The 26,349-nt window shown below is 70.7% G+C and carries 22 protein-coding genes and 1 pseudogene; 15 read left to right on the top strand and 8 right to left on the bottom strand.

Annotation, left to right across the window (positions count from 1 at the left end; translation table 11 throughout):
* The first annotated feature begins 20 nt into the window (after positions 1 to 20).
* From LRS14_RS28595 to truD, 6 genes are all read left to right on the top strand, one after another.
* Entirely contained in the window at positions 21 to 947 is a 927-nt protein-coding gene (locus LRS14_RS28595) for a LysR family transcriptional regulator (RefSeq protein ID WP_257802000.1), read from the top strand.
* Positions 948 to 1,011: 64 nt separating this feature from the next.
* On the top strand, positions 1,012 to 1,989 hold the full coding sequence (locus tag LRS14_RS28590) for a tripartite tricarboxylate transporter substrate binding protein (protein WP_257801999.1): 978 nt from the start codon (positions 1,012 to 1,014) through the stop codon (positions 1,987 to 1,989).
* A 13-nt stretch (positions 1,990 to 2,002) separates the two neighbouring features.
* Positions 2,003 to 3,262, top strand: coding sequence for a CaiB/BaiF CoA-transferase family protein (locus tag LRS14_RS28585; RefSeq protein WP_257801998.1), 1,260 nt, complete (start codon positions 2,003 to 2,005; stop codon positions 3,260 to 3,262).
* Positions 3,259 to 4,032 carry an enoyl-CoA hydratase/isomerase family protein gene (locus tag LRS14_RS28580; protein WP_046114006.1) on the top strand — a complete coding sequence of 258 codons (774 nt, stop codon included), beginning with the start codon at positions 3,259 to 3,261 and terminating at the stop codon, positions 4,030 to 4,032. Before LRS14_RS28585 ends, LRS14_RS28580 begins: the two co-directional genes overlap by 4 nt.
* Positions 4,033 to 4,132: 100 nt before the next feature.
* The gene (locus tag LRS14_RS28575) at positions 4,133 to 5,281 is read left to right on the top strand and encodes a HAMP domain-containing sensor histidine kinase (RefSeq protein ID WP_310740895.1); all 1,149 of its coding nucleotides are present in this window, start codon (positions 4,133 to 4,135) and stop codon (positions 5,279 to 5,281) included.
* A gap of 42 nt (positions 5,282 to 5,323) precedes the next feature.
* On the top strand, positions 5,324 to 6,376 hold the full coding sequence (truD, locus tag LRS14_RS28570; protein ID WP_257801997.1) for a tRNA pseudouridine(13) synthase TruD: 1,053 nt from the start codon (positions 5,324 to 5,326) through the stop codon (positions 6,374 to 6,376).
* On the opposite strand, the gene LRS14_RS28565 is transcribed toward truD, so the two are convergent.
* The 4 genes from LRS14_RS28565 to LRS14_RS28550 all read right to left on the bottom strand — a co-directional run bounded on the left by LRS14_RS28565 (position 6,347) and on the right by LRS14_RS28550 (position 10,701).
* Entirely contained in the window at positions 6,347 to 7,348 is a 1,002-nt protein-coding gene (locus tag LRS14_RS28565; protein WP_257801996.1) for a D-isomer specific 2-hydroxyacid dehydrogenase family protein, read from the bottom strand. The genes truD and LRS14_RS28565 overlap by 30 nt on opposite strands.
* Positions 7,345 to 8,361, bottom strand: coding sequence for a tripartite tricarboxylate transporter substrate binding protein (locus LRS14_RS28560; protein WP_257801995.1), 1,017 nt, complete (start codon positions 8,359 to 8,361; stop codon positions 7,345 to 7,347). Before LRS14_RS28560 ends, LRS14_RS28565 begins: the two co-directional genes overlap by 4 nt.
* A gap of 63 nt (positions 8,362 to 8,424) precedes the next feature.
* Complete coding sequence (locus tag LRS14_RS28555) at positions 8,425 to 9,579, bottom strand: mandelate racemase/muconate lactonizing enzyme family protein (RefSeq protein WP_046114010.1); 1,155 nt, start codon at positions 9,577 to 9,579, stop codon at positions 8,425 to 8,427.
* Positions 9,580 to 9,612: 33 nt separating this feature from the next.
* On the bottom strand, positions 9,613 to 10,701 hold the full coding sequence (locus tag LRS14_RS28550) for a dihydrodipicolinate synthase family protein (RefSeq protein ID WP_257801994.1): 1,089 nt from the start codon (positions 10,699 to 10,701) through the stop codon (positions 9,613 to 9,615).
* 70 nt (positions 10,702 to 10,771) lie between these two features.
* Here LRS14_RS28550 and LRS14_RS28545 point away from each other — a divergent pair, with 70 nt between their 5' ends.
* A complete protein-coding gene (locus LRS14_RS28545; protein ID WP_046114011.1) occupies positions 10,772 to 11,683 on the top strand; it encodes a LysR family transcriptional regulator in 912 nt (303 codons plus the stop codon).
* A gap of 12 nt (positions 11,684 to 11,695) precedes the next feature.
* Here the strand turns inward: LRS14_RS28545 and infA are convergent, their stop codons facing one another.
* Positions 11,696 to 11,941, bottom strand: a complete 246-nt coding sequence (gene infA / locus LRS14_RS28540; protein ID WP_046114012.1) for a translation initiation factor IF-1 — start codon at positions 11,939 to 11,941, stop codon at positions 11,696 to 11,698.
* Positions 11,942 to 12,262: 321 nt separating this feature from the next.
* Between infA and LRS14_RS28535 the strand changes: the two genes are divergently transcribed.
* Positions 12,263 to 13,141: a transglutaminase family protein gene (locus LRS14_RS28535; protein ID WP_046114013.1), complete on the top strand. Its 879-nt coding sequence runs from the start codon at positions 12,263 to 12,265 to the stop codon at positions 13,139 to 13,141.
* Between the two features lie 9 nt (positions 13,142 to 13,150).
* On the opposite strand, the gene LRS14_RS28530 is transcribed toward LRS14_RS28535, so the two are convergent.
* Complete coding sequence (locus LRS14_RS28530) at positions 13,151 to 14,251, bottom strand: catalase family protein (RefSeq protein ID WP_257801993.1); 1,101 nt, start codon at positions 14,249 to 14,251, stop codon at positions 13,151 to 13,153.
* A 15-nt stretch (positions 14,252 to 14,266) separates the two neighbouring features.
* Positions 14,267 to 16,708 carry a glucose/quinate/shikimate family membrane-bound PQQ-dependent dehydrogenase gene (locus tag LRS14_RS28525; RefSeq protein WP_257801992.1) on the bottom strand — a complete coding sequence of 814 codons (2,442 nt, stop codon included), beginning with the start codon at positions 16,706 to 16,708 and terminating at the stop codon, positions 14,267 to 14,269.
* A gap of 117 nt (positions 16,709 to 16,825) precedes the next feature.
* Here LRS14_RS28525 and LRS14_RS30500 point away from each other — a divergent pair.
* A pseudogene (locus tag LRS14_RS30500) lies at positions 16,826 to 19,564 on the top strand (ATP-binding protein); the annotation flags it as partial.
* A gap of 22 nt (positions 19,565 to 19,586) precedes the next feature.
* On the opposite strand, the gene LRS14_RS28515 reads toward LRS14_RS30500, so the two are convergent.
* Positions 19,587 to 20,666: a fatty acid desaturase gene (locus tag LRS14_RS28515; RefSeq protein WP_257801991.1), complete on the bottom strand. Its 1,080-nt coding sequence runs from the start codon at positions 20,664 to 20,666 to the stop codon at positions 19,587 to 19,589.
* A gap of 102 nt (positions 20,667 to 20,768) precedes the next feature.
* Here LRS14_RS28515 and LRS14_RS28510 point away from each other — a divergent pair, with 102 nt between their 5' ends.
* The 6 genes from LRS14_RS28510 (at position 20,769) to LRS14_RS28480 (ending at position 26,313) form a co-directional block, all read left to right on the top strand.
* Complete coding sequence (locus LRS14_RS28510; protein WP_257801990.1) at positions 20,769 to 22,166, top strand: FAD-containing oxidoreductase; 1,398 nt, start codon at positions 20,769 to 20,771, stop codon at positions 22,164 to 22,166.
* A gap of 263 nt (positions 22,167 to 22,429) precedes the next feature.
* Positions 22,430 to 23,119 (top strand): energy transducer TonB, encoded by a 690-nt coding sequence (locus LRS14_RS30495; protein ID WP_046115901.1) that lies wholly within the window; start codon positions 22,430 to 22,432, stop codon positions 23,117 to 23,119.
* Positions 23,120 to 23,207: 88 nt separating this feature from the next.
* Positions 23,208 to 24,035 (top strand): MotA/TolQ/ExbB proton channel family protein, encoded by an 828-nt coding sequence (locus LRS14_RS28495; protein WP_046115902.1) that lies wholly within the window; start codon positions 23,208 to 23,210, stop codon positions 24,033 to 24,035.
* Between the two features lie 116 nt (positions 24,036 to 24,151).
* A complete protein-coding gene (locus LRS14_RS28490) occupies positions 24,152 to 24,592 on the top strand; it encodes a biopolymer transporter ExbD (protein WP_046115935.1) in 441 nt (146 codons plus the stop codon).
* Between the two features lie 9 nt (positions 24,593 to 24,601).
* Positions 24,602 to 25,030 carry a biopolymer transporter ExbD gene (locus tag LRS14_RS28485; RefSeq protein WP_046115903.1) on the top strand — a complete coding sequence of 143 codons (429 nt, stop codon included), beginning with the start codon at positions 24,602 to 24,604 and terminating at the stop codon, positions 25,028 to 25,030.
* Between the two features lie 68 nt (positions 25,031 to 25,098).
* Positions 25,099 to 26,313 carry a hypothetical protein gene (locus LRS14_RS28480; RefSeq protein ID WP_046115904.1) on the top strand — a complete coding sequence of 405 codons (1,215 nt, stop codon included), beginning with the start codon at positions 25,099 to 25,101 and terminating at the stop codon, positions 26,311 to 26,313.
* Positions 26,314 to 26,349 lie beyond the last annotated feature (36 nt).

The following is a 26,349-nucleotide window of genomic DNA, read 5'->3' as shown; positions in this document are numbered from 1 at the left end:
CACGCCCAGCGTCCGCCCGCATGACCCAGCGGCTGCACTTCGACCTCACCACGCTGCAGCTCTTCATCGCCACGGCCGAACTGGGCGGCGTGACGCGCGCGGCCGAGCGGGTGCACATCGCGCCGGCCGCGGCTTCACGGCGCATCCAGGAGCTGGAGGCGCAGTTCGGCCTGCCGCTGTTCGAGCGCCGGCCGCACGGCATGGCCCTCACCGATGCCGGGCGCGCGATGCTGGCCCACGCGCGCAGCATCACCCACACCGTCAGCCGCATGCAGGACGACGCGGCCTCCTACCTGGGCGGCGACCAGGGCGTGGTGCGCATCGCGGCGCCCAAGTCGGCCGTCATCCAGTTCATGCCGGCCGACATCGAGCGCTGCGCCCTCGCCTGTCCGGGCGTGCGCATCGACCTGCAGGAGATGAACAGCCAGATCGTGCAGCAGGCGCTCAAGCGCGGACTGGCCGACGTGGGCATCTATGAAGCCAGCCTGGGCGCCATCGACCTGCCCTCCCTGCCCTACCGCAGCGACCGGCTGGTGCTGGTGACGCCGCGCGGCCATGCGCTGGCCGGGCGCGGCGCGGTGGGCATCGACGACATCCTGGGCTGCGATCTCATCAGCCTGGGCGAAGGCTCGGCCATCAGCATCGCGCTGGAACGCCTGGCCGACGAGGCCGGCCGCATCCTGCGCATGCGCATGCGGGTGGGCGGCTTCGACAGCATCGCGGCGCTGGTGGCGCAGGGCCTGGGCGTCGGCGTGATGCCGCAGGCCGTGGCGCGCAGCGTGGCCGGCGGCGCGCGCTTCGCGCGGGTGCCGATCGAAGGCGACTGGCCACGGCGGCAGTTCGTGCTGTGCCACCGGCCGCTGGCCGCCCTGTCACGCGCCGCGCAGAGCGTGGTGGGCGTGCTGGCCGACATCCGCATACGCCAACCGCGAATGCAGCGTCGCTGAATGAGCGATGGCCGTGCGGGCGGCCTTCGCCAATAGTCCCTGCACCCCAAGCAGGAGACCCGCGATGCAAAGAAGAACCTTCACGATGGCCGCCGCCGCGGCCGCCCTGGGCAGCCCGGCCTGGCTGCGGGCCGCGGGGCCGCTGCCGGCCGGGCCGGTGCGCATCGTCGTGGGCTTTGCGCCCGGCGGCGGCACCGACGTGCTGGCCCGCGTGATCGGCCAGAAGCTGGGCGCTCTGTGGAACACCACGGTGAACGTGGAGAACAAGCCCGGCGCCACCGGCGTGATCGCCGCCGACTACGTCGCCAAGCAGCCCGCCGACGGCAGCACGCTGCTGATGGCCCACGTCAACAGCCATGCCATTGCGCCGGCCCTGCTGCCCAATGTGCGCTACGACGCGCGGCGCGACTTCTCGCCCATCGCGCTGGTGGGCGTCACGCCCAACATGCTGACCTGCAGCGACAAGCAGGCGGTGCGCAGCATCCCCGAGATCGTCGCCCTGTGCCGCAGCAAGCCGGGGCAGGTGTCGTTCGGCTCGTCGGGCATCGGCTCGGCCCAGCACCTGGCGCTGGAGATGTTCAAGCTGCAGGGCAAGCTGCAGGCGGTGCACGTGCCCTACAAGGGCTCGGGCGCGTTGATCGTCGACCTGCTGGGCGGCCAGATCGACTATGCCTTCGACACCATGACCGCGGCCACGCCCTTCATCAAGCAGGGCAAGGCCATCGCCATTGCGCAGACGCGGCTCACCCGCGCCAAGAGCCATCCCAACGTGCCCACGCTGCACGAATCGGGCTTCCCGGGCCTGGACGCCGCCTCCTGGTACGGCCTCGTGGGCCCCAAGGGCCTGCCGGCCGAGATGGTGCAGCGCATGAACGAGGACGTGAACCGCGTGATCAACCAGCCCGACATCGCGACCAAGCTGGACGAATTCGGCGCCGAGGACGCGGGCGGCAGCAGCCAGAAGTTCGCCAGCTTCATCGACACCGAGTTCAGCAAGTGGGCCAAGGTGGTGAAGGACGCGAACGTCAAGGTCGAGAGCTGAAGGAAGCAAGCAGATGACGCAACAACAGACGACGCAAGACACCGCCGCGGCGCAACGCCCCCTGCCGCTGGCCGGCGTGCGCGTGCTGGACGTGAGCCAGGTGATGGCCGGCCCCTATGCCTGCATGCTGCTGGCCGACCTGGGCGCCGACGTGGTGAAGATCGAGCCGCCCGAAGGCGGCGACCAGACCCGCGGCGCGATGGGCTTCAAGATGAAGGGGCCCGACAGCATGGGCTTCCTCAACATGAACCGCAACAAGCGCAGCGTGACGCTGGACCTGAAGAGCGAGAGCGGCCGCGAGGTGCTGTACCGCATGGTCAAGGAGGCCGACATCCTGGTGGAGAACTACCGCCCCGGCGTGATGAAGCGGCTGGGCACCGACTACGAGACGCTGAGCAAGCTCAACCCCGCACTTGTCTATGTGAGCATCTCGGGCTTCGGCCAGACCGGGCCGTGGGCCGCGCGGCCGGGCTTCGACCTGATGGCGCAGGCCATGTCGGGCGTGATGAGCGTGACCGGCTACCCCGGCAGCCCGCCGGTCAAGGCTGGCGTGCCGGTGGCCGACATCGGCTGCGCGCTGTTTGCCACCTACGGCCTGCTGGCCGCCTACATCGGCGCGAAGAACACCGGGCAGGGCCAGTACATCGACGCCAGCCTGTTCGACTCGGCCATGGCGTTCTCGGTATGGGACATCAGCGAATACTGGGGCACCGGCCGCGAGCCCGAGCCGCTGGGCACCGCCAACCGCATGAGCGCGCCCTACCAGGCGGTGAAGGCGGCCGACGGCTGGTTCGTGATGGGTGCGACCAACCAGAAGCTGTGGCAGACCCTGTGCAAGGTGATCGAGCGCCCCGACCTGCTGGCCGACGAACGCTTTGCCACCGTGTCATTGCGGCTCGCCAACCGGGTGGTGCTGATCGAGGCGCTGGAGCAGAGCTTTGCGCAGGACACGGCCGACCACTGGATCGAACGGCTGCTGGCCACCGGCATTCCGGCCGGACCGATCCTGAGCTACCCGCAGGCCTTCGAGAGCGAGCACGGCCGCCACCGCAAGATGCGCATGGAGATCGACCATCCGGTGGAAGGCAAGGTGCCCAACATCGGCTTCGCGGTGAAGATGATGGGCACGCCGCAGCAGGTGCGCCGCCACCCACCGCGGCTGGGCGAACATACCGCCGAGGTGCTGGCCGAATACGGCATCGCCGACGACGAGCGCGAGGCCCTGGCCGCTGGCGGTGCCTTCGGCGCGGCCGCAAGCGCCCGCAAGCCATGACGGGCCAGGTCACGCTGGCCCGTGAGGGCCGCATCGCGACCCTCACCTTCGACCGGCCCGAAGCCCGCAATGCGATGACCTGGGCGATGTACCAGCAGCTTGCGCAGCATTGCAGGCAGCTGGCCACGGAGCGCACGGCCCGCGTGGTGGTGATGCGCGGTGCCGGCGGCGAGGCCTTCGTGGCCGGCACCGACATCAGCCAGTTCGCCGACTTCCGCACCGGCGACGACGGCGTGGCCTACGAGCGGCAGATCGACGACGGCATCGCCCTGATCGAAGCCCTGCCCATGCCCACGCTGGCCGTGATCGACGGCTGGGCGGTGGGCGGCGGACTGGCGATCGCCAATGCCTGCGACTTCCGCATCGCGAGCCCGAAGTCGCGTTTCGGCGTGCCGATCGCGCGGACCTTGGGCAACACCTTGTCGATCGCGAACCTCGCGAGGCTGCAGGCGGGATGGGGCTTGCAGCGGGTCAGGCGGATGCTGGTGCTGGCGGAGTTGATCAACGCCGACGAGGCGCTGGCCTGTGGCTGGCTGCAGGCGCTGTGTGCAAGTGAAGACCTTCAGGCCGAAGCCGGCAAGCTGTGCGACCGCCTGCTGGCGCTGGCGCCGGTGACGCAGGCGGTCACCAAGGAAGGGTTGCGCCGCATCAATCTCGCCGGCTTGCCGCAGGGGGATGATCTGGTGAGGACCTGTTACGGCAGTGCTGACTTCCAGGAAGGCGTACAGTCCTTCGGTGAAAAGCGGGCGGCGGTCTGGCGCGGGGCATAACTCCGACGCACAGACCCTTCGGCCCGCGCAGCGGCATCGTCCGGGTAGCCCGAACCTGACCTCTGTCGGTAATCGGCATGTGCTGAAGGGGGCCACGACGATGATGCACGACTTCCTCGCGAACAACCGCGACGAACTGGTGGCGAGGTGCAAGGCCAAGGTGGCAGCCCGACCGGGGCGCAAGGCCTCGGACCATCAACTGCAGAACGGCGTCCCGCTGTTCCTGGAACAGCTGCGCCAGACGCTGGTGGCCGAGGATGCGGAGGAGGGCGGCGAAAGCCTGCGCATTTCCGGCGGATCGGGCGGCACCTCCCCTGCGACGACGGAGATCGGCGTCAGCGCGACGGCGCATGGCAAGGCCCTGCTGGGCCTGGGCTACAGCGTGAACCAGGTGGTGCATGACTACGGCGACCTGTGCCAGGCCATCACCGAACTGGCCTTCGAGCGGGATGCGCCGTTCTCGATCCCCGAGTTCAAGACACTCAACCGCTGCCTGGACAACGCCATCGCCGATGCGGTGACCGCCTTCAGCCTGCAGCGCGACGCCCTGCAGGTGCATGCATCGGCCGTGGAGGCGAATGAACGCTTCGGCTTCCTGGTGCATGAGCTGCGCAACGCCTTGCATGCCGCCAGCCTGGCGGTCACCGCGATGCAGCAGGGCAGCCTGCCCGTCTCGGGCGCCACCGGCGCGGTGCTCAAGCGCAGCCTGGCCTTCATGCGGCAGCTGCTGGAGACCTCGCTGACCGACGTGCGCGCCGGCGGGCAGCTGCCGGTGCCGACCACCATCTTCTCGGTGGCCGACTTCATCGCCGATGTGCAGCATGGCGCACAGCTCGACGCGGATGCGCGCGGCGCGGTGCTGGTGGTGGAGCCGGTGGATCCTGCGCTGCAGGTGGAGGCCAACCGCACGCTGGCGCACGGCGCCCTGGTCAACCTGCTGGGCAACGCCTTCAAGTTCACCCATGCGCACACCACGGTGCACCTGCGGGTGCAGGCGGCCGATGGCCAGGTGCGCATCGCGGTCGAGGACCATTGCGGCGGCCTGCCGGCGAACTACCGCACGACGCTGTTCCGCTCGTTCGCGCAGCTCGGCAAGGACCGCTCGGGCCTGGGCCTGGGCCTGTCGATCGCCCGGCAGGACGTGCAGGCGATGGGCGGCACGCTGACGGTGGACAACATGCCCGGCGTGGGCTGCGTGTTCACGATCGGGCTGCGGCGGGTGGAGCCCGAGGGCGTGCCCGGCGGGTGACCGAGAATCACCCGCTTCACGGCTGGTGCCGTCAGCCCGCTCATGACCGACCCCCACTACACGACCTTGCCGCCCTGGCCCAACGCCTATCCCGCCAGCGGCGCCAGCGCCACGCTCAAGCGCCTCAACGAGGACTTCAGCGTGACCGAGCTGCCGCTGCAGCCGCCGTCCGGTACGGGCGAACACCTCTGGCTGGAGGTGGAGAAGAACGGCGCCAACACCGCCTTCGTCGCCCAGCAGCTGGCCGAGGCCGCCGGCGTGCAGGAACGCGACGTGGGCTATGCCGGCCTCAAGGACCGCTACGCCATCACCCGCCAGTGGTTCAGCCTCTACCTGCCCAAGGGCGAGACGCCCGACCTCACGCGGCTGCAGCATCCGGAATTCAAGGTGCTGGGCCAGAGCCGCCATGTGAAGAAGCTGCGCCCCGGCGACCTGCAGGGCAACCGGTTCCGCATCGTGCTGCGCGACGTGGCCGGCGACCGCGAGGCCATCGAGGCCAACCTGAAGGCCGTGGCCTCGCAGGGCGTTCCCAACTACTTCGGCGCCCAGCGCTTTGGCCATGACGGCGGCAACGTCGAGCAGGGCCGGGCCATGCTGGCGCGCGAGATCCGCGTGCGCCATCCGAAGAAGAAGGGTATCTACCTGTCGGCGGTGCGCTCCTTCGTCTTCAACGAAGTGCTGGCGCTGCGGATCCAGCAAGGCCTGTGGGGCCAGACCCTGCCCGGCGACGTGATGGACGAGGCGGGCCGGCCCACCGGGCCGCTGTGGGGTCGGGGCCGCGTGGCCACCACCGACCAGGCGCAGGCGCTGGAAAACGGCGTGGCCGAACGTCACGCCACCTTGTGCAACGGCATGGAACACGCCGGCCTGGACCAGGAACGCCGCGCCCTGGTGGCAAGCCCGGTGGACCTGGCGTGGGAATGGCCGCAGGCCGACCAGCTCGTGCTGGCGTTCTCGCTGCCCGCGGGCAATTACGCCACGTCGGTGCTGAACGAGATCCTGCGCACCACGGAGCCTGAGCGTCATGGCGAGGAGGCGTCGTCCGCGTCCGATCCGTCGATGCCTTCAAGCCCGGCCATGAGCTCCGTCGACTGACAGGTTCACGCCGTTGCGCACGCCCTCCCCGCGCAGCACCCTCACCACCTCGTCCGCCGCGCCGTCGCTCATCGCCGCCATGCTCTCCTCCGTGAGCCCGGCGGCATGCGGCGTCAGCAGCACATTCGGCAGCGCCAACAAGGCATGCCCTTCAGGCAGGGGCTGCTGCACGAACACGTCCAGCGCCGCCCCGGCGATGCGCTGCCCGCGCAGCGCGTCCACCAGCGCGGCCTCGTCCACGATGGCGCCGCGCGACACGTTGACCAGCAGCGCATCCCGCCGCAGCAGGCCGATGCGCCGCGCATCGAGCAGCCCGCGCGTGGCCTCGGTCAGCGGACAGGTCAGCACCACGAAGCGGCTGCGCGCCAGCAGCTCGTCCAGCGCGCAGCCTTCGACGAATGCCGGCAGCCCCTCCAGGCGCCGCTGGTGCCCCAGCACCTGCATGCGGTAGCCGTGGTGCGCGATCTCGGCCACGCGCAGGCCGATGCTGCCCACGCCCACGATGCCGATGGTCTGCCGCGCCAGTTCGCCCGCGCCGTCGGCCAGCGCGCGGCTGGCGGCCCAGCCTTCGCTGCGCAGCAGCGCATCCATGCGGTGCTGCCGGCGCAGCAGCACGCCCAGCGCGGTGATCACATGCTCGGCCACCGCCTGCCGGTTGCTGCCGGGCACGTTGGCCACCGGAATGCCACGGGCCGTGGCCGCGGCCACCGGGATCATGTCCACGCCCACGCCCGGGCGCACGATGGCGCGCAGCCGGGGCGCATGGTCCAGCAGGTCGGCGGGCAGGTTGGATCGCACCACCAGCACGTCGGCGTCGCGCACCAGGCGCCGGAGGGTGTCGGGCTGGGTGTCCGGCACCAGCCGCACCTCGGCCACCGCTTCGATGCGCTGGCGGGCCGGCGCGTGCAGCGGGCCCGTGAGCAGCACCAGCGGGCGGCGCCCGGGTTCGCCTGCAGCCGCCGGCGCCGTCATTCGGGCGTCACCCCGGCGTCCTGCACCACCTTGCTCCACTTGGCCATCTGGTCCTTCAGGTAGGCCGCGAACTGCGGTGCGCTGCTGCCGATGGCATCCACGCCCTGGGCTGCGAACTTCTCCTTCACGTCCGGGCTGTGCAGGGCCTTGACGATCTCGGTGTTCAGCTTGTCCAGGATGGGCTGCGGCACGCCGGCCGGCGCGGCAAAGCCGAACCACACGTCCACCTCGTAGCCCGGGACGCCGGCTTCGGCCACGGTGGGCACGCCAGGCGCATGCGGCGTGGGCTTGGGCGTGCTCACGGCCAGCGCCTTGAGCTTGCCGGCCTTCACATGCTGGATGACGTTGGGGATGTTGTCGAACATCACGCCCACCTGGCCGCCGATCAGGTCGGTGACGGCCGGGCCGCTGCCCTTGTAGGGCACGTGGGTGATGTCCACGCCGGCCATCTGCTTGAACTTCTCCATCGACAGGTGGTTGGACGAACCGGTGCCGGTGGAGGCGTAGTTGATGGTGCCCGGCTTGGCCTTGGCCAGGGTCAGCAGCTCGGCCACGCTGTTCACCGGCAGCGCCGCATTCACCACCAGCAGGTTGGGCGTGCTGGCCGCCAGCGTGATGGGCGCGAAGTCCTTCACCGGGTCGTAGGGCAGCTTCTTGAAGATGGCCTGGTTGACCGCGAACGCGAACGGCGTGACGAACAGCGTGTAGCCGTCGGGCGCCGACTTGGCCGCCGCATCGGTGCCGATGAGGGTGCCACCGCCGGGCTTGTTCTCCACCGTCACCGTCTGGCCCCAGGCGGCCTGCAGCTTGGCGCCCACGGTACGCGCCAGCGTGTCGTTGAAGCCGCCAGGCGGGTACGGAACGATGATGCGGATGGGCCTGGCGGGGTAGGCCGCGGCAGTGGCCGGGCCCTGGGCCGCGGCGGGCAGCGTGGCGGCGCCGGTGGCCGCGGCGATCATCAGGGCCAGCAGGCCGATGCGGCGCCGGGCGGGGAACGAGGTCGCTTGGGGCATGTGCTTGTCTCCGGTGGTGCGGGGGTGTCGCGGCCGCATCTGGCGGCGGCCGTCGGGGGTGCTTCAGATGTAGCCGGGGCCCTCCACCGGCGGGTAGGCCGAGAGGAAGGCTTCGTCCACCTCCACGCCGATGCCCGGCGCCTCCAGCGGGCGCACGCAGCCGTCGCGGTTGATCTGGAAGGGCCGGCTCACCAGGCTGTCGCGGTAGAGGTTGTTCTTCGACACGTCGCCCTCGAAGTAGCCGCCGTTGTCGATGGCCGCCAGGAAGTGGATGGACGCCGCCATGTTGATGCCGGTCATGCAGGTGTGCGGATTGATCGGCAGCTTGTAGGCCGAGGCCATGGCCGCGATGCGCAGCAGCTCGGTGATGCCGCCGGCCTTGGACAGGTCGGGCTGCAGGATGGTGATGTCGCCATCCTCGATCACGCGGCTGAACTCGTAGCGGGTGAAGTGGTTCTCGCCCGCGGCCAGCGGCACCCGGCCGTAGCCACGCGCCAGCTTGTAGCTGCGGTGGTCGTGCGGCGCGAAGGGTTCCTCCAGCCAGGCCACGCCCAGCGCGTCGAAGCCGGGCATGGCCTGGCGGGCGTCGTTCAGGTCGTAGCCGGTGTTGGCGTCCACCAGGATGGTGACCTCGTCGCCCACCGCCTCCCGCACCGCCTTCACCCGCTGCAGGTCGCGCGCCGGGCTGTCGCCCACGCGCAGCTTGATGGCCTTGTAGCCGGCCTCGATGTGGGGCAGCGCCTCGTCCACCAGCGCGGCGGGGTCCTGGAAGCCCAGCGACACGCCGCCCGCGTAGGCCGGCACCGGCTTGGCCGATCCGCCCAGCAGCTTGTACAGCGGCCAGCCCACGGCCTTGCCGCGGATGTCCCACAGCGCCAGGTCGATGCCGCTCATCGCCATGGCGCAGCCGGCGCCCACGCCGTGGCTGGCCAGCTGCTTCCAGTAGATGCGGTCCCACACGCCCACCACGTCGGTGGCGTCCATGCCCACGGCCAACTGCCGCAGCGTGGTGTTGACCAGCTGTGCCACCGCGGTGTGGGCCTTGCCGTGGTGCGATTCGCCCCAGCCGACCAGGCCGCTGTCGGTGGTGACCTTGACCACCACGGCGTCTTTCTTCACCGCGCGGCCCATGCCCAGCTGCACCGAGTTCTCGGGCGCGATGGGAAAGGACACGGCAAAGGCCTGGATGTCGCGGATGCGGTGTGCGGGGGATGCCATCGGTCTCGTCTCCTTCTTGCTTGTCTGGACAGGTCAGGCCAGGTAGCCGCGCTGCGGCATCAGCCCATGGGTGCGCAGTGCCTGGCCGGCCTGCTCGATCAGTCCGGCCGGCAGCTGCTGGCCGGAGTGCAGCCGCGGGCCGGCGATGCGGCCGGCCTCGGGCCCGTGGGCCATGTAGTGGTCCAGTGCCTTGTTGGCATTGGTGAAGGCATTGCCGTAGGGCAGCGCGGCGGCGGCGCCGAACACTGCGTCGGCCACCGCCTCGATGCGGGCGGACAAGGCGTCGGCCTCGGGCTGGCGGCCGGCCTGCACATGGCCGATCAGTTCGGCCAGCTGCGGCCCGAAGACGTTGGCGGTGCTGAGCAGGAAGCCATCGTAGTCGCCGCCGGCCAGCGCCAGGTGCCGGCTGTAGCCGCCTTCGGCGCCGCGCACCAGGAAGGCCTGGCGGAAGCCCGCTGCCGCCACCCGGTCGGCGCCGCTGGTGTCCTTGAGCATCAGCAGGTTGGCATGGCGGTCGGCCAGCGCCGCCACGGTCTGCGGCGCCATCTCGTTGCCGGTGACCTGGGGCAGCTGGTACAGCGCGATGGGCAGGCCCGTGGCCAGCACCGCATCCAGCGCCGCCAGCAGCTCGGGCTGCGTCAGGTGCTCGCCCTGGGGCGGGCACACGGTGAAGCCGCACACGCCGCTGGCGCGCAGCACGTCGGCATCGCGGGCGGCTGCGTCGGGCGCCCGCTGGCGCAGCCAGGCCATGTGCTGCTGCAGCGCGGCCAGCACCTCGGCCGTGGTGGTCTTGAGCACGCCCACCAGCAGCTGCAGGCCCCGCGGCTTCGCCTCGTCGGCCAGCAGGTCCAGCAGCGCGCGGGCTTCGGTGTCCGAGAGCTGCCAGCCGTCGCCGGTGGAGCCCGGCACCAGCAGGCCCTTCACATGCGGCTGGAGGAAGCGCAGGTGCGCGCGCAGCCGTTGGGCGTCGATGGCGCCGGATGCGGTGTAGGGCGTGAGCAGCGGACACCACAGCCGTGGCACGCCGTCGGGCAGCAGGCGCCGCAGCCAGGCGGCACGGGCAGGTTGCAGGCGGTCGAGCGCATCGGCGGCCTGCGGCAGGGGGTTCGGGTGGGAAGGCATGTGCCCACTGTAGGCAGCGTCGGCCTTGCCAAAAAGATATCGCAGGGTATTTCAGCTATGCTTTCAGAGCATGAACCTGCATCGCATCGAAGCTTTCCTGGCGGTGGCGCAAAGCGGCAACATCTCCCGCGCCGCCACGCAGCTGGAGGTGGCGCAGTCAGTCCTCAGCCGGCACATCGCGGCGCTGGAAGCGGAACTGGGCGTGCGGCTGTTCGAGCGCACCGGCCGCGGCGTGTCGATGACCGAGGCGGGGCAGCACCTTGCGCCGCGCCTGCGCGCCGCGCTGGCCGACATGCAGCGGGCCGCGGCCGAGGCCGCCGAGGTGGGCGGCCAGCCGGGCGGCGTGGTGCGGGTGGGCATGGTGCCGGCGGCTGCGCAGCCGCTGGTGGGCATGCTCTACCGGCACGTGGCGCAGCACCATCCGCGCATCCGGCTGCAGTTCGTCGATGGTTTCTCGCATGCGCTGGACGAGCGCCTGGCCAGCGGCGACCTGGACCTGGCGGTGATCAACCGCTTCGGCCGCATGGACCCGCCGGGCGAGGAGCGGCTGTGCGTGGTCAACAGCCTGGTGATCGGCCCGCCGGACGCCTTTGCGCCCGACGCGCCGCCCATGGGCTTCCGCCAGATGGCGGCGCTGCCGCTGGTGCTGGCCTCACGGCCCAACGGCCTGCGCAGCGCGCTCGACCAGATCTGCCGCCGTGCCGGCGTGCAGCTGCGGGTGGAAGTGGAGGCCGACTCCATGCTGACCATGAAGGACCTGGTGTTCCGCGGCGGGCTCTACAGCGTGCTGCCCTACCAACTGGTGCACGAGGAACTGGCCGCTGGGCGACTGAGCAGTGCCGCCATCGTGCGGCCGACGGTGCCGCGGGTGCTGACGCTGGCGATGTCCAGCCGCCAGCCGGCTTCGGCCGCGATACGCGCGGTGGCCCATGCGATCCGCGGGATCGTGCAGGCCACGCTGGTGCCCACCGTGTGGCGGTAGGCCCGGGGTGGCTCAGCGCCGGGGTGCGCCGCCGCGGTCGTCCAGGTGGCGGAAGCTGATGCGACCCTTGCTCAGGTCGTAGGGCGACAGCTCCAGCGACACGCGGTCGCCGGCCAGCACGCGGATGTGGTGCTTGCGCATCTTGCCGGCGGTGTAAGCCACGAGTTGATGGCCGTTGTCCAGCGTGACGCGGTAGCGCGAGTCGGGCAGCACTTCGGCGACGACGCCGCGCATTTCAATGAGTTCTTCCTTGGCCATGGGCGCTCCGTTAACAGGGTGAATCCAAACAGCACAACGGGCCAACCCGCCAGCAGCGACGGGTGCGCCCGTCGGCCGCCAGCGCGGTGGTGATCGTGTGCAGACGCCAGCCCGCGGGGCGGCTTTCGCAGAGACGACAAGAGAATCGATGAGCGGTGCGAGCATCGGCCCGTGCCTCCAAGGGAGCGGAGGGCGGGCGAGGAGACCTACGGATGGAAGGTCTTGCCTGTCTGTGGCCCCGATACTACACCTTCCGCCTACCATACACGTCTAGACAAGTTCGGCGGATGTTGGCCGGGCCCTATCCCTACCGAGGCCGCCATGATCCACATCCAGCTGAACGTCGAGCTTTCCTATCAGGTGGAGCGCCCGGGCGCGGACTTCGTCCTGAACTTCCATCCGGCGCTCACGCCCGCGCAGGGCGTGGCCGAAGAGGTGCTCACCCTCAGCCAGCCCATCACGCCGCGGCTGGATGTGGACCCGCGCACCCAGGGCCGCTACCTGCGGCTGCGCGCCCAACCCGGCGAGCTGACCCTGCGCTATTCGTCGCTGGTGACCCTCACCCACCACCGCAGCGATCCATGGGGCGTGCCGGAGATCCCGGTGGCCGACCTGCCGCTGGAGGTCATCAGCTACATCTACCCCAGCCGCTACTGCCCGTCGGACCGGCTGGGGCGCTTCGCCATCTCGCAGTTCGGCCACCTGCCGCAGGGCTACCGTCGGGTGCAGGCCATCCGCGACTGGGTGCGCAACCATGTGGCCTTCACGTCCAACACCAGCAATTCCAGCACCTCGGCGCTGGACACGCTGACCGACCAGGTGGGCGTATGCCGCGACTTCGCGCACCTGATGATCGCGCTGTGCCGTGCGCTGAGCATCCCGGCGCGCATGACCACCGGCACCGACTTCGGCGCCGACCCCACGCTGGGCCCGCCGGACTTCCATGCCTACGTGGAGGTGTACCTCGGCCACCGCTGGTACATCTTCGATCCGTCGGGCACCGCGATCCCGATGGGCCTGATCCGCATCGGCGTGGGCCGCGATGCGGCCGACGTGGCCTTCGCCACCATCTTCGGCAGCGTCAAGGGCAAGCCGCCAGTGCTGCGCGCCGTGGCCATCGAGGATGCGGTGCGCGGCTTCTCGTTGCCCTTCCACTGCATGGACGCGCTGTCGACCGACGCGGCGCTGCTGGCGGCCTGAGCCCCCCGCTCAGCGCGGCAAGCCCTCCACGCCTTTCGGCTCGGCCACGCTCACGCCGTTGAGCCTGGCGCGGCACTGGGCCGCGGCCTCGTAGGACGCCTTGCGCACCCGCATGATGGAGCCGATGGGCCGGTGCGCGGCCAGGCCGTGCCAGGGGCTGAAGGACATGCCGTCGTCGATGGCTTCGGAGCGCGGGCCGCTCCAGCTGTTCTGCGGCGGCACCTCCAGCAGGGCCACGGTGTGCCACGGGCTCCGGCTTTCCGGCCACTCCACGGTGGCGTCCTCGATGGGCATGGCCTCGAGATCGGTGCACAGCTGCAACCGCAGCGCCCAGGTGCCGCCATGGCGGCCGAAGTGCTCGCGCACCACGCCGCGCAGCGCATCGGGCAGGCCCTTCAGCTCGATCGGCTGGCCGCCCAGCGCCTGCAGCTCGGGCGACACCGGCGCCAGCGACAGCTTGGCCATGTAGGGGCCCCACAGCATCGGCACCTGGGTGAAGAAGGTCTCGCCCAGGATGTGCGTGGCCGGGTGGCCGCCCAGGGCCTTGAGCGTGCCGCTTTCGCCGCCGGCCTTCTCGATCAGCGACTCCAGCCCGCGCAGCGCGGCCGACAGCACCTTCTTGGCATTCGGCGCCTTGTCGGTGGTGGCGGCCAGCAGCTTCAGGGTCTTCAGGAACTTGGCCGCGGTGGGCGCGCTGAACACCGGGCCGTTGACCATCAGCAGGTCCTGGGTGCCGTCGTCCTCGCTGCCAGGCAGCCGTTCACCCGGCACGCCGACGACCTTGACCGCCATGCCGCGGGGCGTGCTGACGCTGTCGTCCAGCAGGTCGCCCGGGGTGGACGACAGGCGCATCACGGCGGCGTAAGTGCCCGGCTGCGCGCACAGGCCCTGCGCCAGCTCGGGCGGCAGGCCGGGCTGCACGGTCAGCGTGCCCTGCAGCAGGCCGTGGCTCTTGGCATGCACGCTGCGGTGGGCATGGCCTTCGTCCTGCGCCACCTTCTGGCTGATGGCCAGCATGGTGTCGCGCAGGGCGTCGTCGGTCTGGGCCTCGTCGGGCTCGGCGGCCTCGAAGCCGGGTTGGTAGCGCAAGGGGGTGATGGTCAGGCTCAAAGCAGCTTCCTTGGGTTAGCGGGGCAAGGCATAGGCGATCACGCTGTCGCCGGTGCGGGTGCCCAGCGAGCCATGCCCGCCGGCGGCCACCACCAGGTACTGGCGGCCATCGGCGCCCAGGTAGGTCATGGGCGTGGCCTGGCCACCGGCGGGCAGGCGGTGCTGCCACAGCTGCTTGCCGTTGTTGATGTCGTAGGCGCGCACGTAGTAGTCCAGCGTGCCCGACAGGAAGGCCACGCCGCCCGCGGTGGTGATGGGCCCGCCCAGGTTGGGCACGCCCATGCGGAAGGGCAGCGGCAGCGGCGAGCTGTCGCGCACGGTGCCGTTCTTGTGCATCCAGATGGTCTGGCCGCTCACCAGGTCGGCACCCGCCACGTAGCCCCAGGGCGGCGCCTGGCAGGGCAGGCCGAGCTGGGAGGTGAAGGCGCTGAGCTTGACGGCGAAGGGCGCGCCGAAGTTCTCGTTGAGCGCGGGCAGGCTGTCGTTGGGCTTGTCCTTGCCCTGCACGTACATCGTGCTGTCGTCCTGGCGCGGCACCAGCTGGCTGACGAAGGCCAGGTAGGTGGGCGTGGCGAACACGATCTGCCGCTGCGGATCGACCGACACCCCGCCCCAGTTGAAGACGCCGAAGTTGCCCGGGTACACCAGCGTGCCCTGGGTGGAAGGCGGCGTGTAGCGGCCTTCGTAGCGCAGCCGCTTGAAGGCGATGCGGCAGGCCAGCTGGTCGAACATCGTGGCGCCCCACATGTCGCGCTCGCGCAGCGGCGGCGGGTTGAACGAGAGCGCCGAGCGCGGCTGCGTGGGTGCGGTGCGGTCGCCTTCGGCCGCGCCCTGCGGCACCGCATCCTCGGTCACCGCATGCACCGGCTGGCCGGTGCGGCGGTCCAGCACGAAGAGCTCGCCCTGCTTGGTGGGCTGCACCAGCGCCGGCACCAGCCGGTTGTCGATGGTCAGGTCCACCAGCGTGGGCTGGGCGGGCACGTCGTAGTCCCACAGGTCGTGGTGCACCGTCTGGAACACCCAGCGCACCTTGCCGGTGGCCAGCTCCAGTGCCACCACGGAGGACGAATACTTCTCCACCGCCTCGCTGCGCTGGCCGCCCCACTGGTCGGGCGGCTGGTTGCCCAGCGGGACGTAGACCAGGCCCAGCGCCTCGTCCACGCTGGAGATGCTCCAGCTGTTGGGCGAATTGGGCGTGTAGGTCTGGCCCGGCGGCAGGGGCTCGGTGGCCTCGGGGTTGCCGGAATCCCAGTTCCACACCAGCGCGCCGGTGTCGATGTCGTAGGCGCGGATCACGCCGGAGGCTTCCTGGGTGGAGACGTTGTCCAGCACCGTGCCGCCGACGATCAGCAGCCGCTCCGTCACCACCACCGGCGAGGTGCTGTAGTACGCGCCCGGCTTCACGTTGGGCATCTGCGTCCACAGGTCGATCTGGCCATCCACGCCGAAGGTCTGGCAGCGCGCGCCGGTGCCCGGGTCCAGCGCGATGACGCGGCCATCGGCCGTGGGCATGAACAGCTTGTTGCGGCAAGGCGCGTCGGGCGGCGGCGTGGCCGGCGCGCTGGTGGCGGTGGCGACCGACGCATCCGGCGCCGCGGTGCCCGCGGTGCGCGGTGCGTGGTACGAGAGGCCGCGGCAGGTCAGGTGCTGCAGCGCCAGCGCGCCGGCGCCCTGGATCTGCGGCTCATAGCGCCACAGCTGCTGGCCGGTGGTGGCATCCAGGGCCACCACCGACTGGTGCGGCGTGCACAGGAAGAGGCGGTTGCCCACCTTCAGCGGCGTCACCTCGAAGGTGGTTTCCTCGGGGTCGCCGGGGCGGCCGCGCACGTCGCCGGTGCGGTAGTGCCAGGCCACTTCCAGCTGGTCCACGTTCTGCGGCGTGATCTGCGACAGCGGCGAATAGCGCTGGCCGGCGCCGGTGCGGCCATAGGCATGCCACTCGCCTTCCGGCACCGCCGAGGGGATGGCCGGGTTGCTGGTCAGCGGCGGTGGCGCGGTGCCTTCGATGCGGTGCTTGTCGACGAACCAGGACACCACCGCCAGCACCAGGAACAGCGCCAGCAGCAGGCCCAGCCCGGCCCGCGGGCCGCTCCAGCCCACACCGCCGCGGCGGCCACCCTCGTCCAGGCCCAGGCCGCGGGCCACCCACGGCGTGAGCAGCCACAGGCCGAGCAGGAACACCACGTCGCCTCGCGCGGCCAGCGGCCACCAGTCCAGCCCCACCTCCCACAGCGCCCAGGCGATGGTGCCCAGCACGAACAGCGCATACACCAGCAGCGCCGCCGCGCTGCCGCGCCACAGCAGCAGGCCGGTGACCAGCAGAGCCACGCCGGCCAGCACGTAGTACCAGCTGCCGCCCAGGGCGGCCAGCCAGGCGCCGCCCCCCAGCAAGCCCAGGCCGATCAACGAAAACACGAAGCCTGTGGCCGTGGGCCGACGAACGCTTGCACTCACCATGGTTCCAGATCCTCGACAGGTAGCGCCGGCATTGCGGCAAACCCTGTACCCGCGGCATGCGACAGTGCGCACGGGTCCGCCAGTTGCCGGGCCGCCGTTCCCGCAGCAGCACCCCCGATGGACCCGATGACCGCTCACCTGCCCAGCGACACCCTTGCCGACGTGTTCCCCGGTGAGGGCGAGATGGCGCAGCTGATGCGCGCGCACGACTGGTCGGCCAGCACGCTGGGCCCGGTATCGGGCTGGCCGCATGCGCTGAAGGTGGCGGTGCGGCTGCTGCTCACTTCGCGCTTCGAGATGTGGCTGGGCTGGGGACCGGAGGTGGCCTTCCTCTACAACGATGCGTACCGGCCCACGCTGGGCGCCAAGCATCCGCGTTCGCTGGCCATGCCCACGCAGGCGCTGTGGCCCGAGATCTGGCAGGACGTGGCGCCGCGCCTGCAACGGGTGTACGAGCACGGCGAATCCACCTGGGACCGCGCGCTGCGGCTGGTGGTCAACCGTCACGGTTATGCGGAGGAGACCTTCCACACCTTCTCGTACAGCCCGCTGCATGGCGATGGCGGCCGGGTGGAAGGCGTGTTCTGCGCGGTGACCGAGGAGACCGACCGCGTGATCAGCGAGCGCCGGCTGGCCACGCTGCGCGACCTGGCTTCCGGCCTGTCGGTGACCGGCACCCGCCACGCGGTGCTGCGCGCCACTGAAACCGCCCTGGCCGGCAGCGAGGTGGACCTGCCCTTCTACATCGCCTACCGCTTCGACACCGCGGCGCAGCCGCAGCAGGCCGCCGCCGAGCCGCTGTGCTGCGGCGGCCTGCCGGCCGGGCATGCGGCCACCGATGCCGCGCGCTGGCCGCTGCAGCCGCTGTGGCAGGGCGAAGGCGCCCGGCTGCTGCCGTTGGCCGGCCTGCTGCCGCCGGCGGTGCTGCAGGCCCTGCCCGCCGGCCTGCATGGCCAGGCGCCGTCCCAGGTGGCGGTGGTGCCGCTGATCGGCCAGGGTACCGAGCGGCCGATGGGCGCGATGGTGGTGGGCCTCAATCCCTTCCGCCTCGGTGACGCGGACTACCTGGGCTTCCTGCAACTGGTGGCCGGGCAGATCGCCTCCAGCCTGGCCAATGCCGAGGCCTTCGAGGCCGAGCAGGCCCGCATGGCCGCACTGGCCGAGGCCGCGCTGCTGCGCCAGCAGGCCGCCGAGGCGCTTCGCGAGGCCAATGCCCGGCTGACCGAGGAACGCGACCGCCTGCAGCGCATGTTCGAGCAGGCGCCCAGCTTCATGTGCCTGCTGCAGGGGCCGGAGCACCGCTTCGCGCTGGTCAACCATGCCTATGCCAGCCTGGTCGGGCACCGGAAGCTGCTGGGCCTGACGGTGCGCGAGGCCCTGCCCGAGGTCGCAGGCCAGGGCCTCTTCGAGATCCTGGACGAGGTGTACCGCAGCGGCCGGCCCTATGCCGGGCGCAACGTGGCGGTGCAGTTGCAGCGGGAGCCGGGCGCACCCACCGAGCAGCGCTTCGTGCACCTGGTGTACCAGCCGCTGGCTGACAACGAAGGCCGGGTGAGCGGCATCTTCGTGGACGGCTACGACGTCACGCACCAGCGCCAGGCGGAGGAGGCTTTGCAGCGCCTGAACGAAACGCTGGAGCAGCACGTGGCCGAGCGCACCGCCGAGCTGGCCCAGGCGCTGGACCAGCTGCGCCGCGAATCGGCCGAGCGCGAGGCGGCCCAGGCCGCACTGCGGCATGCCCAGCGCATGGAGGCGCTGGGTGCGCTCACCGGCGGCGTGGCGCACGACTTCAACAACCTGCTGCAGGTGGTCAGCGGCAACCTGCAGCTGCTGTCACGCCACGTGGGCGACGACGCGCGCGCGCAGGAGCGGGTGAAGAAGGCCCTGGCCGGCGTGGCCCGCGGCTCCAAGCTGGCCTCGCAGCTGCTGGCCTTCGGCCGCCGCCAGCCGCTGGAGCCCAAGGTGGTGAACGTCGGCCGACTGGTACGCGAGATGGACGACATGCTGCGCCGCGCGCTGGGCGAGGAGGTGGAGCTGGAAACGGTGAGCTCCGGCGGCCTGTGGAACACCTTCGTCGACCCCGGCCAGCTGGAGAACGCCATCCTCAACCTGGCCATCAACGGCCGCGACGCGATGGACGGCCCGGGCCGCCTGACCATCGAGGCCGGCAATGCAATGCTGGACGACGACTACGCCCGCGTCCACGAGGACCTGCAGCCCGGCCAGTACGTGATGGTGGCGGTGAGCGACACCGGCAGCGGCATCGCGCCCGAGCTGCTGGAGCGGGTGTTCGAGCCCTTCTTCAGCACCAAGCCCGAGGGCAAGGGCACGGGCCTGGGTCTGTCCATGGTCTATGGCTTCGTCAAGCAGTCCGGCGGCCACGTGAAGATCTACAGCGAGCTGGGCGAAGGCACCACGGTGCGCCTGTACCTGCCGCGGGCGCTGCGCGCCGAGGACCGCCCGGTGGACCGGATGGACAGCGGGCCCCAGGGCGGCAGCGAGACGGTGCTGGTGGTGGAGGACGACGACGAGGTGCGCGAGACCGTGGTCTCGATGCTGGGCGACCTGGGCTACCGGGTGCTCAAGGCGCGCGACGCGGCCAGTGCGCTGGGCGTGATCGAGAGCGGCACGCCGATCGACCTGCTGTTCACCGACGTGGTGATGCCCGGCCCGCTGCGCAGCCCGGAGCTGGCGCGCAAGGCACGCGAGCGGCTGCCCGGCATCGCGGTGCTGTTCACCTCGGGTTATACCGAGAACGCCATCGTGCACAACGGCCGGCTGGACGCCGGCGTGGACCTGCTGAGCAAGCCCTACACCGCCGAGGCGCTGGCGCGCAAGGTGCGGCAGGTGCTGCAGCGCGCCGGGCGCTGATGCCGCGTCAGGCCGCCACTGGGGGGCTGGTGGCGCGGCCGTGCCAGTCGGTCCAGCACTGCCGCTCGTAGTCGTAGAGCTTGCAGGCGCGGGCGGTGCGCACGTACCAGCGCCACGAGAAGGGCTGCACCACGATGCGCCCGGGCATGCGCTGCTCCAGCAGCCGCTGCGCACGCTTCAGGCGGTACAGCGGCACGCTCATGTCCACATGGTGGGCGGTGTGCTCCATGATGTGGTGCAGCGCGCTGCCCATGGCCGAGCGGAAGGTGAGGTGCACCGTGGTCGACACGAAGGGCTGCGCCGCGGCCCAGCGCTTCTTGTCCTGGTGCCAGGCCACGCCCTGGTGGGTGTGGTGCACGTACACCACGAAGCCGATGAAGCCGTTCCACACCACGAAGGGCAGCACGAAGCCCGCCGACACCAGCCACCAGGCCGACTGCCCGGTGGCATCGGCAGCCGCCACCAGCGCAGCCACCCACAGCGCAGCGAAGGCACTGACCAGCAGGCCGTCGGCGGTGAACACGGCACGCCGCGTGGGCATGTGGCGCCGGCTGGGAAACAGCATGCGCGCCCACCAGATCTCCACCAGGTAGTACAGCCACGGCGCCCAGCCGCTGCGGTACACCCGCTCCAGCGCGCGGCGCCAGCGGGGCAGGGCCTGATATTCGGCCAGCGTGCGCGGCTCCCAGACGAAGTCGAAGCCCTTCAGGTTGGTGTAGCCGTGGTGCACCACGTTGTGCCCCACCTCCCACAGGCTGTAGGGCGTCAGCGAGGGCAGGAACACCAGGCGCCCCAGCCAGCGGTTGAGCCGGCGGTGCGGCGTGAAGGCCTGGTGGCAGGCGTCATGGCCCAGGATGAACAGCCGCGCGATCACGAAGCCGGTGACGCTGCCGGCCAGCAGCTGCACCGCGGGATGCGAGGCCAGCACGGCGATGCCGAGTGACAGCAGGAAGAACAGCAGGTCGGCGAGGGTCAGGGCCAGGGCCAGCGGGGTGCTGCGCGAGGCGATCGGCGCCATCCAGGCGCGGATCTCCTTGCGGTGCGGAATGGCCGCGGGGGCACCACCGCAGGAAGCAGGAATCATCATGTAACTGTGGGAGCATTCGGGGAACACGCAAGGCTAGGCCCGCAGGCCCGCCAGCGGCTTGACCACGATCAACAGTGCCACGGCGGCGCACCAGGAGGCCGGATGTCCAAGCGCTTCGACGCCATCGTGATCGGCACCGGCCAGGCCGGGCCCGCCCTGGCCACCCGGCTGGCGGCGGCCGGCCAGCAGGTGGCCATCATCGAGCGGCACCGCTTTGGCGGCACCTGCGTCAACACCGGCTGCATGCCCACCAAGGCGATGGTGGCCAGTGCGCATGCGGCGCACCTGGCCCGCCGCGCTGCGGACTTCGGCGTGCGCATCGACGGCACGGTGCAGGTGGACATGAAGGCGGTGAAGGCCCGCAAGGACAAGGTGGCCCGCGACGCCAGCCGCGGCGTGGAGCACTCGCTGCGCGATCAGCCCGGCTGCACCGTGGTGCAGGGCCATGCCCGCTTCGTCTCGCCCACCGCGGTGGCGGTGGACGGCCAGACGCTGGAAGCGCCGCGCATCTTCATCAACGTCGGCGGCCGCGCGGTGGTGCCGGACCTGCCCGGAATCGACAGCGTGCGCTGCCTGACCAACAGCAGCATCCTGGAACTGGACGAACTGCCGCGGCACCTGGTGGTAATCGGCGGCAGCTACATCGCGCTGGAGTTCGCGCAGATGTTCCGCCGCTTCGGCGCGCAGGTGACGGTGCTGGAGAAATCGCCCCGACTGCTGGGCCGGGAGGACGAGGACGTGTCCCAGGCCATCGCCGACATCCTGCGCGCCGAAGGCATCGTGCTGCGCACCGGCGCCCAGCGCCTGCGCCTGCGGCCCGCCGAGGGCGACCCAGCCAGCACCGGCAGCATCGTGGTGGGCCTGGACGACGCCGGCGGCGCGCACGAGGTGCTGGCCTCCCATGTGCTGCTGGCCACCGGCCGCCGGCCCAACACCGACGACCTGGGGCTGGAGGCGGCCGGCGTGGCCACCGACGAGCGTGGCTACATCCGCGTGGACGACGAGCTGCGCACCAGCGTGCCCGGCATCTGGGCGCTGGGCGACTGCAACGGCCGCGGCGCCTTCACCCACACCGCCTACAACGACTACGAGATCGTGGCCGACAACTTGCTGTCCGGTGCGGGCCGCCGGGTGAGCGACCGCATCGACTGCTATGCGCTCTATACCGATCCGCCGCTGGGCCGCGTGGGCCTGGGCGAGGCACAGGCACGCCAGGCCGGCCATGCGGTGCGCGTGGCCACCCGCCCGATGAGCCGCGTGGGCCGCGCGGTGGAAAAAGGCGAAACGCAAGGTTTCATGAAGCTGGTGGTGGATGCGGACACCGATGCCATCCTGGGCGCGGCCGTGCTGGGCGTGGGCGGGGACGAGGCCATCCATGCGGTGATCGACGCCATGGCCGCCGGCGGCACCGCGCTGCGCCTGCAGCGCACCATGCACATCCACCCCACCGTGGCGGAACTGCTGCCCACGCTGGCCGGCGCCTTGCAGCCGGCCGCGTAGATGTCTAGACAAGTACCCGCGCGGCAGGTGTCATCTTTTGCATCTTGTTTTTGTCACCAGCGGGACATCGCCGGGCATGGATCGGGCCCCTAATTTGCTAGGTATTAGGCTTGGCAGTCGGGGCCTTGAGGGTCAACCCCAGCCGGTTGCAAGGGGTTTTGCGTCTATAGTCCGCCGCTTCGCGAACGGCGCGTCCAGGCCACCCACAAGGTAGCAGCACATTAGGCAGTTCGCCGACCGCGGCGGACCCTGGAGGATATTGAGTGGATTTTGCTGAACAGCAACGTCGGCCCACGAAGCACGTGGTCGGCTTTGGCATCGTGGTGCTGATGCACCTGCTACTGGGTTGGGCGCTGGTCAGCGGACTGGCGCGCAAGGTGGTGGAAGTGATCAAGGCTCCCATCGAGACCAAGATCATCGAGGAGGTGAAGCCGCCTCCGCCGCCGCCCGAGAACCTGCCGCCCCCGCCCAAGCTGGCGCCCCCGCCGCCCAGCTACGTGCCGCCGCCCGAGATCAGCGTGGCGCCTCCGCCCACGCCCGCGCCCACGATCACCACGACGCAGGTGGCCCCGCCGCCCGCACCGGTGGCCATTGCGCCGGCGCCCGCACCGGCTGCGCCCCCGGCCCCGCCTGCACCGCCCGCCGCGCCGCGGCCGGTGGGCACGCCCGCCCGCATCGACGTGTCCAGCTGCGAGAAGCCGGAGTACCCCCGCGCCGCGCTGCGCGCCGAGGCCACCGGCACCACCCGCATCCGCTTCACCATCGACGCCACCGGCAAGGTGGCCAAGGCGGAGATCGACAAGTCCTCCGGGCCCACGCGCGAACACCGCGCGCTGGACAACGCGGCCGTCGAGGCGCTGGGCAAGTGCCCGTTCCGCCCCGGCACCGATCCCGAAGGCAAGCCGGTGGGCGGTGCCATCGCCACCGTCGAATACGTCTGGAAGGTCGAGTAGGCGGCCCGGCCGCCCTCGCCTTCTCCTGTTCCCCCCGCGTGCCGGTCTGCGCCCCGCACGCCTCCTGTCCCCGTCGGAGAAAACAATCATGTCCCTGACCAAGTTCCTGCGTGCGGTCGTGCTGGCCGTCGCCACCACTGCCGCGCTCGCGCCTTCCCTCAGCTTCGCGCAGCCCGCCTCCGAGCCCGCGGCCACCAGCGCCACGCCCGACGCCGGCGCAGCGCCCGCCGCCGCGGCACCTTCGGTGGGCACCGAGGTGGTCGAGAACCCCTACGGCCTGAGCGCGCTGTGGGCCCAGGGCGACATCGTGGCCAAGGCCACGCTGGTCATCATGATCATCATGAGCATGGGCAGCTGGTACATCATCTTCACCAAGCTGTTCGAGCAGCAGAAGCTGCTGAACGCGGCCAATGCCGCCGGCAAGACCTTCTGGACGGCGGGCAGTGTGCGCGCCGGCGCCGATGCGCTCGAGAAGGGCAGCGCCTTCCGCTACATCGCCGAGCAGGGCCTGACCGCCAGCGAGCACCACGAAGGCACGCTGGTCGAGCAGATCGACCTGCACACCTGGGTGACGATGAGCATCCAGCGCGCCGTGGACAACGTGCAGAGCCGCCTGCAGGACGGCCTGGCCTTCCTGGCCACCGTGGGTTCCACCGCACCGTTCGTCGGCCTGTTCGGCACGGTCTGGGGCATCTACCACGCGCTGACGGCCATCGGCATCAGCGGCCAGGCTTCCATCGACAAGGTGGCCGGCCCGGTGGGCGAGGCGCTGATCATGACCGCCATCGGCCTGGCCGTGGCCGTGCCCGCGGTGATGGGCTACAACTGGCTGATCCGCCGCAACAAGAGCGCGATGGAGAAGGTGCGCAGCTTCAGCAGCGACCTGCACAACGTGCTGATCGCGGGCAAGCGGTGAATGTCTGCCCCCTCCGCCGCGCCTGCGGCGCCGCTCCACCCCGCGGGGGTCCGCGGCCGCCTTGGGAGCGGCCCGGCGCCGGCCGCGGGGGCCTTGTCTTTGAATAGGAGCCTTTGATGGCGATGAACATCTCATCGGGCGACGACGGCGAGGAAGCGCTGAACTCCAGCATCAACACCACGCCGCTGGTCGACGTGATGCTGGTGCTGCTGATCATCTTCCTGATCACCATCCCGGTGGTCACGCAGTCGATCAAGCTCGACCTGCCCAAGGAACGCAACGTCCCCACGCAGACCAAGCCCGAGAACATCGTGCTGGCGGTGGACCGCGACGGCGACGTGTACTGGGGCGTGGAGCGCCTGGCCGACACCGAGGCCCTGGTGGCCCGGCTGAAGGAGTCGGCCGTGAAGGAACCGCAGCCCGAAGTGCATATCCGCGGCGATGCCGAGGTGCGCTACGAGGCCGTCGGCCGCGTGGTGGTGGCCTGCCAGCGCGCGGGCATCCACAAGGTCGGCTTCATCACCGAGCCGCCGGCCGGCATCGCCGCGGGCGGCTAGGAGACTCACATGGCAATGAATGTAGGTAGCGGCGGCGGCGACGACGAGGTGATGGTCGACATCAACACCACGCCGCTGATCGACGTGATGCTGGTGCTGTTGATCATGTTCATCATCACCATCCCCATCCAGACCCATGCGGTCAAGATGAACATGCCGGTGCCCAGCAATGCACCGCCGCCCACCACGCCGCCCGAGGTGGTGCGCATCGACGTGGACTTCGACGGCACCATCGGCTGGAACGGCGAGATCGTCAACGGCCGCGCCGACCTGGAGAACCGCCTGGCCCAGGTGGCTGCCCTGCCCGACCAGCCCGAGGTGCACCTTCGCCCCAACAAGCTGGTGACCTACAAGCATGTGGCCGGCGTGATGGCCAGCGCGCAGCGCCTGGGTGTCACCAAGATCGGCATCGTGGGCAACGAGCAGTTTCTGAATTGATCTGAACCGGGGCGCCGCCCGGTTGTCCAACGCCGGGAACCGCCTTTCTGCTTTACACAGGACTCCCGATGCGACACAGCTTCAAAGCGATCACCGCCGCCGTGCTGGCGGCCGGCCTGGTGGCCCATGCGGCCGCCCAGCAGATGCGCCCCGAGATCGGCCGCCCACTGCAGCAGGCCGGCGAGCTGCTCAAGGCCGGCAAGGCCCGGGAGGCGCTGGCCAAGGTGCGCGAGGCCGACGCGGTGGGCAACAAGACCGCCGCCGAGCAGCTCACCATCGACCGCATGCGCGGCGCCGCCGCCCAGCGCGCGGGCGACACGCAGGCCGCCATCAACGCCTTCGAGTCGGTGTATGCCTCGGGCAAGCTGGGTGGTGCCGAGCAGGCGCAGGTGGCCGAATCGCTGGCCTTCGCCTACTCCCAGGCCAAGAACTGGCCCAAGACCAGCGAATGGGCGCAGAAGGCCAAGGCGGCCGGCAGCAACAGCGCGCAGCTCAACCAGCTCATCGCCTACGTGCAGGCGCAAAGCGGCGACTATGCCGCCGTGGCCCGCGATGCCGGCGCGGCGGTGGCCGCCGCCGAGCAGGCCGGCCGCAAGCCGGCCGAGGACGACCTGCTGCGCCTGGCCGACGCCTACCAGCGCACCAACAATGCCGGCGGCCATGCCGCCACGCTCGAGAAGCTGATCCTCCACTACCCCAAGAAGGACTACTGGAGCGCCTACCTCAACAACGTGCAGCGCAAGCCCGGCTTCTCGTCGCGGCTGGCGCTGGACGTGATGCGGCTGAAGCTGGCCAACGGCCTCATCACCACCACCGAGCAGTACATGGAGATGGCGCAGCTCTCGCTGCAGGCCGGCCTGCCGGACGAGGCCAAGGCCATCGTCGACAAGGGTTTCGCCAGCGGCACGCTGGGCACCGGCGCCGAGGCCGAGCGCCACAAGCGCCTGCGCGACCTGGTGCTCAAGCAGCAGGAAGAGACCAAGGCCGGCCTGGCCAAGGCAGAGACCGAGGCCGCCGCCGCCAAGGACGGCAACGAGCTGGTGAAGGTGGGCACGGTGTATGCCGCCATGGGCCAGGCCGACAAGGGCGCCAGCCTGATCGAGAAGGGCATTGCCAAGGGCGGCCTGAAGCGCCCCGACGACGCCAAGCTGCGCCTAGGCTGGGCCCAGCTGCAAACGGCTTCCACCAAGGCCAAGGGCCTGCAGACCCTGCGTGGCGTGGGCGGCAACGACGGCACGGCCGACATCGCACGGGCCTGGGCCGCGCTGGCCCGCCAGGGCTGATGCCAGGCGCGCGCCGCGGGTAGCCCCCGCTGCGCA

It is taken from the genome of Aquincola sp. J276 (assembly GCF_024700035.1).
In the GTDB taxonomy this organism is placed as follows: domain Bacteria; phylum Pseudomonadota; class Gammaproteobacteria; order Burkholderiales; family Burkholderiaceae_C; genus Aquincola; species Aquincola tertiaricarbonis.
Note: the sequence above shows the minus strand (reverse complement) of the source record. Positions and strands in the feature narration are given on the sequence as shown.

What these genes read in the sequence shown, in the direction of transcription:
- LRS14_RS28595 (WP_257802000.1), top strand. Translation starts at nt 21, where the DNA reads ATGACCCAGCGGCTGCACTTCGACCTCACCACGCTGCAGCTCTTCATC.
- LRS14_RS28590 (WP_257801999.1), top strand. Translation starts at nt 1,012, where the DNA reads ATGCAAAGAAGAACCTTCACGATGGCCGCCGCCGCGGCCGCCCTGGGC.
- LRS14_RS28585 (WP_257801998.1), top strand. Translation starts at nt 2,003, where the DNA reads ATGACGCAACAACAGACGACGCAAGACACCGCCGCGGCGCAACGCCCC.
- LRS14_RS28580 (WP_046114006.1), top strand. Translation starts at nt 3,259, where the DNA reads ATGACGGGCCAGGTCACGCTGGCCCGTGAGGGCCGCATCGCGACCCTC.
- LRS14_RS28575 (WP_310740895.1), top strand. Translation starts at nt 4,133, where the DNA reads ATGATGCACGACTTCCTCGCGAACAACCGCGACGAACTGGTGGCGAGG.
- truD (WP_257801997.1), top strand. Translation starts at nt 5,324, where the DNA reads ATGACCGACCCCCACTACACGACCTTGCCGCCCTGGCCCAACGCCTAT.
- LRS14_RS28565 (WP_257801996.1), bottom strand. Translation starts at nt 7,348, where the DNA reads ATGACGGCGCCGGCGGCTGCAGGCGAACCCGGGCGCCGCCCGCTGGTG.
- LRS14_RS28560 (WP_257801995.1), bottom strand. Translation starts at nt 8,361, where the DNA reads ATGCCCCAAGCGACCTCGTTCCCCGCCCGGCGCCGCATCGGCCTGCTG.
- LRS14_RS28555 (WP_046114010.1), bottom strand. Translation starts at nt 9,579, where the DNA reads ATGGCATCCCCCGCACACCGCATCCGCGACATCCAGGCCTTTGCCGTG.
- LRS14_RS28550 (WP_257801994.1), bottom strand. Translation starts at nt 10,701, where the DNA reads ATGCCTTCCCACCCGAACCCCCTGCCGCAGGCCGCCGATGCGCTCGAC.
- LRS14_RS28545 (WP_046114011.1), top strand. Translation starts at nt 10,772, where the DNA reads ATGAACCTGCATCGCATCGAAGCTTTCCTGGCGGTGGCGCAAAGCGGC.
- infA (WP_046114012.1), bottom strand. Translation starts at nt 11,941, where the DNA reads ATGGCCAAGGAAGAACTCATTGAAATGCGCGGCGTCGTCGCCGAAGTG.
- LRS14_RS28535 (WP_046114013.1), top strand. Translation starts at nt 12,263, where the DNA reads ATGATCCACATCCAGCTGAACGTCGAGCTTTCCTATCAGGTGGAGCGC.
- LRS14_RS28525 (WP_257801992.1), bottom strand. Translation starts at nt 16,708, where the DNA reads ATGGTGAGTGCAAGCGTTCGTCGGCCCACGGCCACAGGCTTCGTGTTT.
- LRS14_RS28515 (WP_257801991.1), bottom strand. Translation starts at nt 20,666, where the DNA reads ATGATGATTCCTGCTTCCTGCGGTGGTGCCCCCGCGGCCATTCCGCAC.
- LRS14_RS28510 (WP_257801990.1), top strand. Translation starts at nt 20,769, where the DNA reads ATGTCCAAGCGCTTCGACGCCATCGTGATCGGCACCGGCCAGGCCGGG.
- LRS14_RS28495 (WP_046115902.1), top strand. Translation starts at nt 23,208, where the DNA reads ATGTCCCTGACCAAGTTCCTGCGTGCGGTCGTGCTGGCCGTCGCCACC.
- LRS14_RS28490 (WP_046115935.1), top strand. Translation starts at nt 24,152, where the DNA reads ATGGCGATGAACATCTCATCGGGCGACGACGGCGAGGAAGCGCTGAAC.
- LRS14_RS28485 (WP_046115903.1), top strand. Translation starts at nt 24,602, where the DNA reads ATGGCAATGAATGTAGGTAGCGGCGGCGGCGACGACGAGGTGATGGTC.
- LRS14_RS28480 (WP_046115904.1), top strand. Translation starts at nt 25,099, where the DNA reads ATGCGACACAGCTTCAAAGCGATCACCGCCGCCGTGCTGGCGGCCGGC.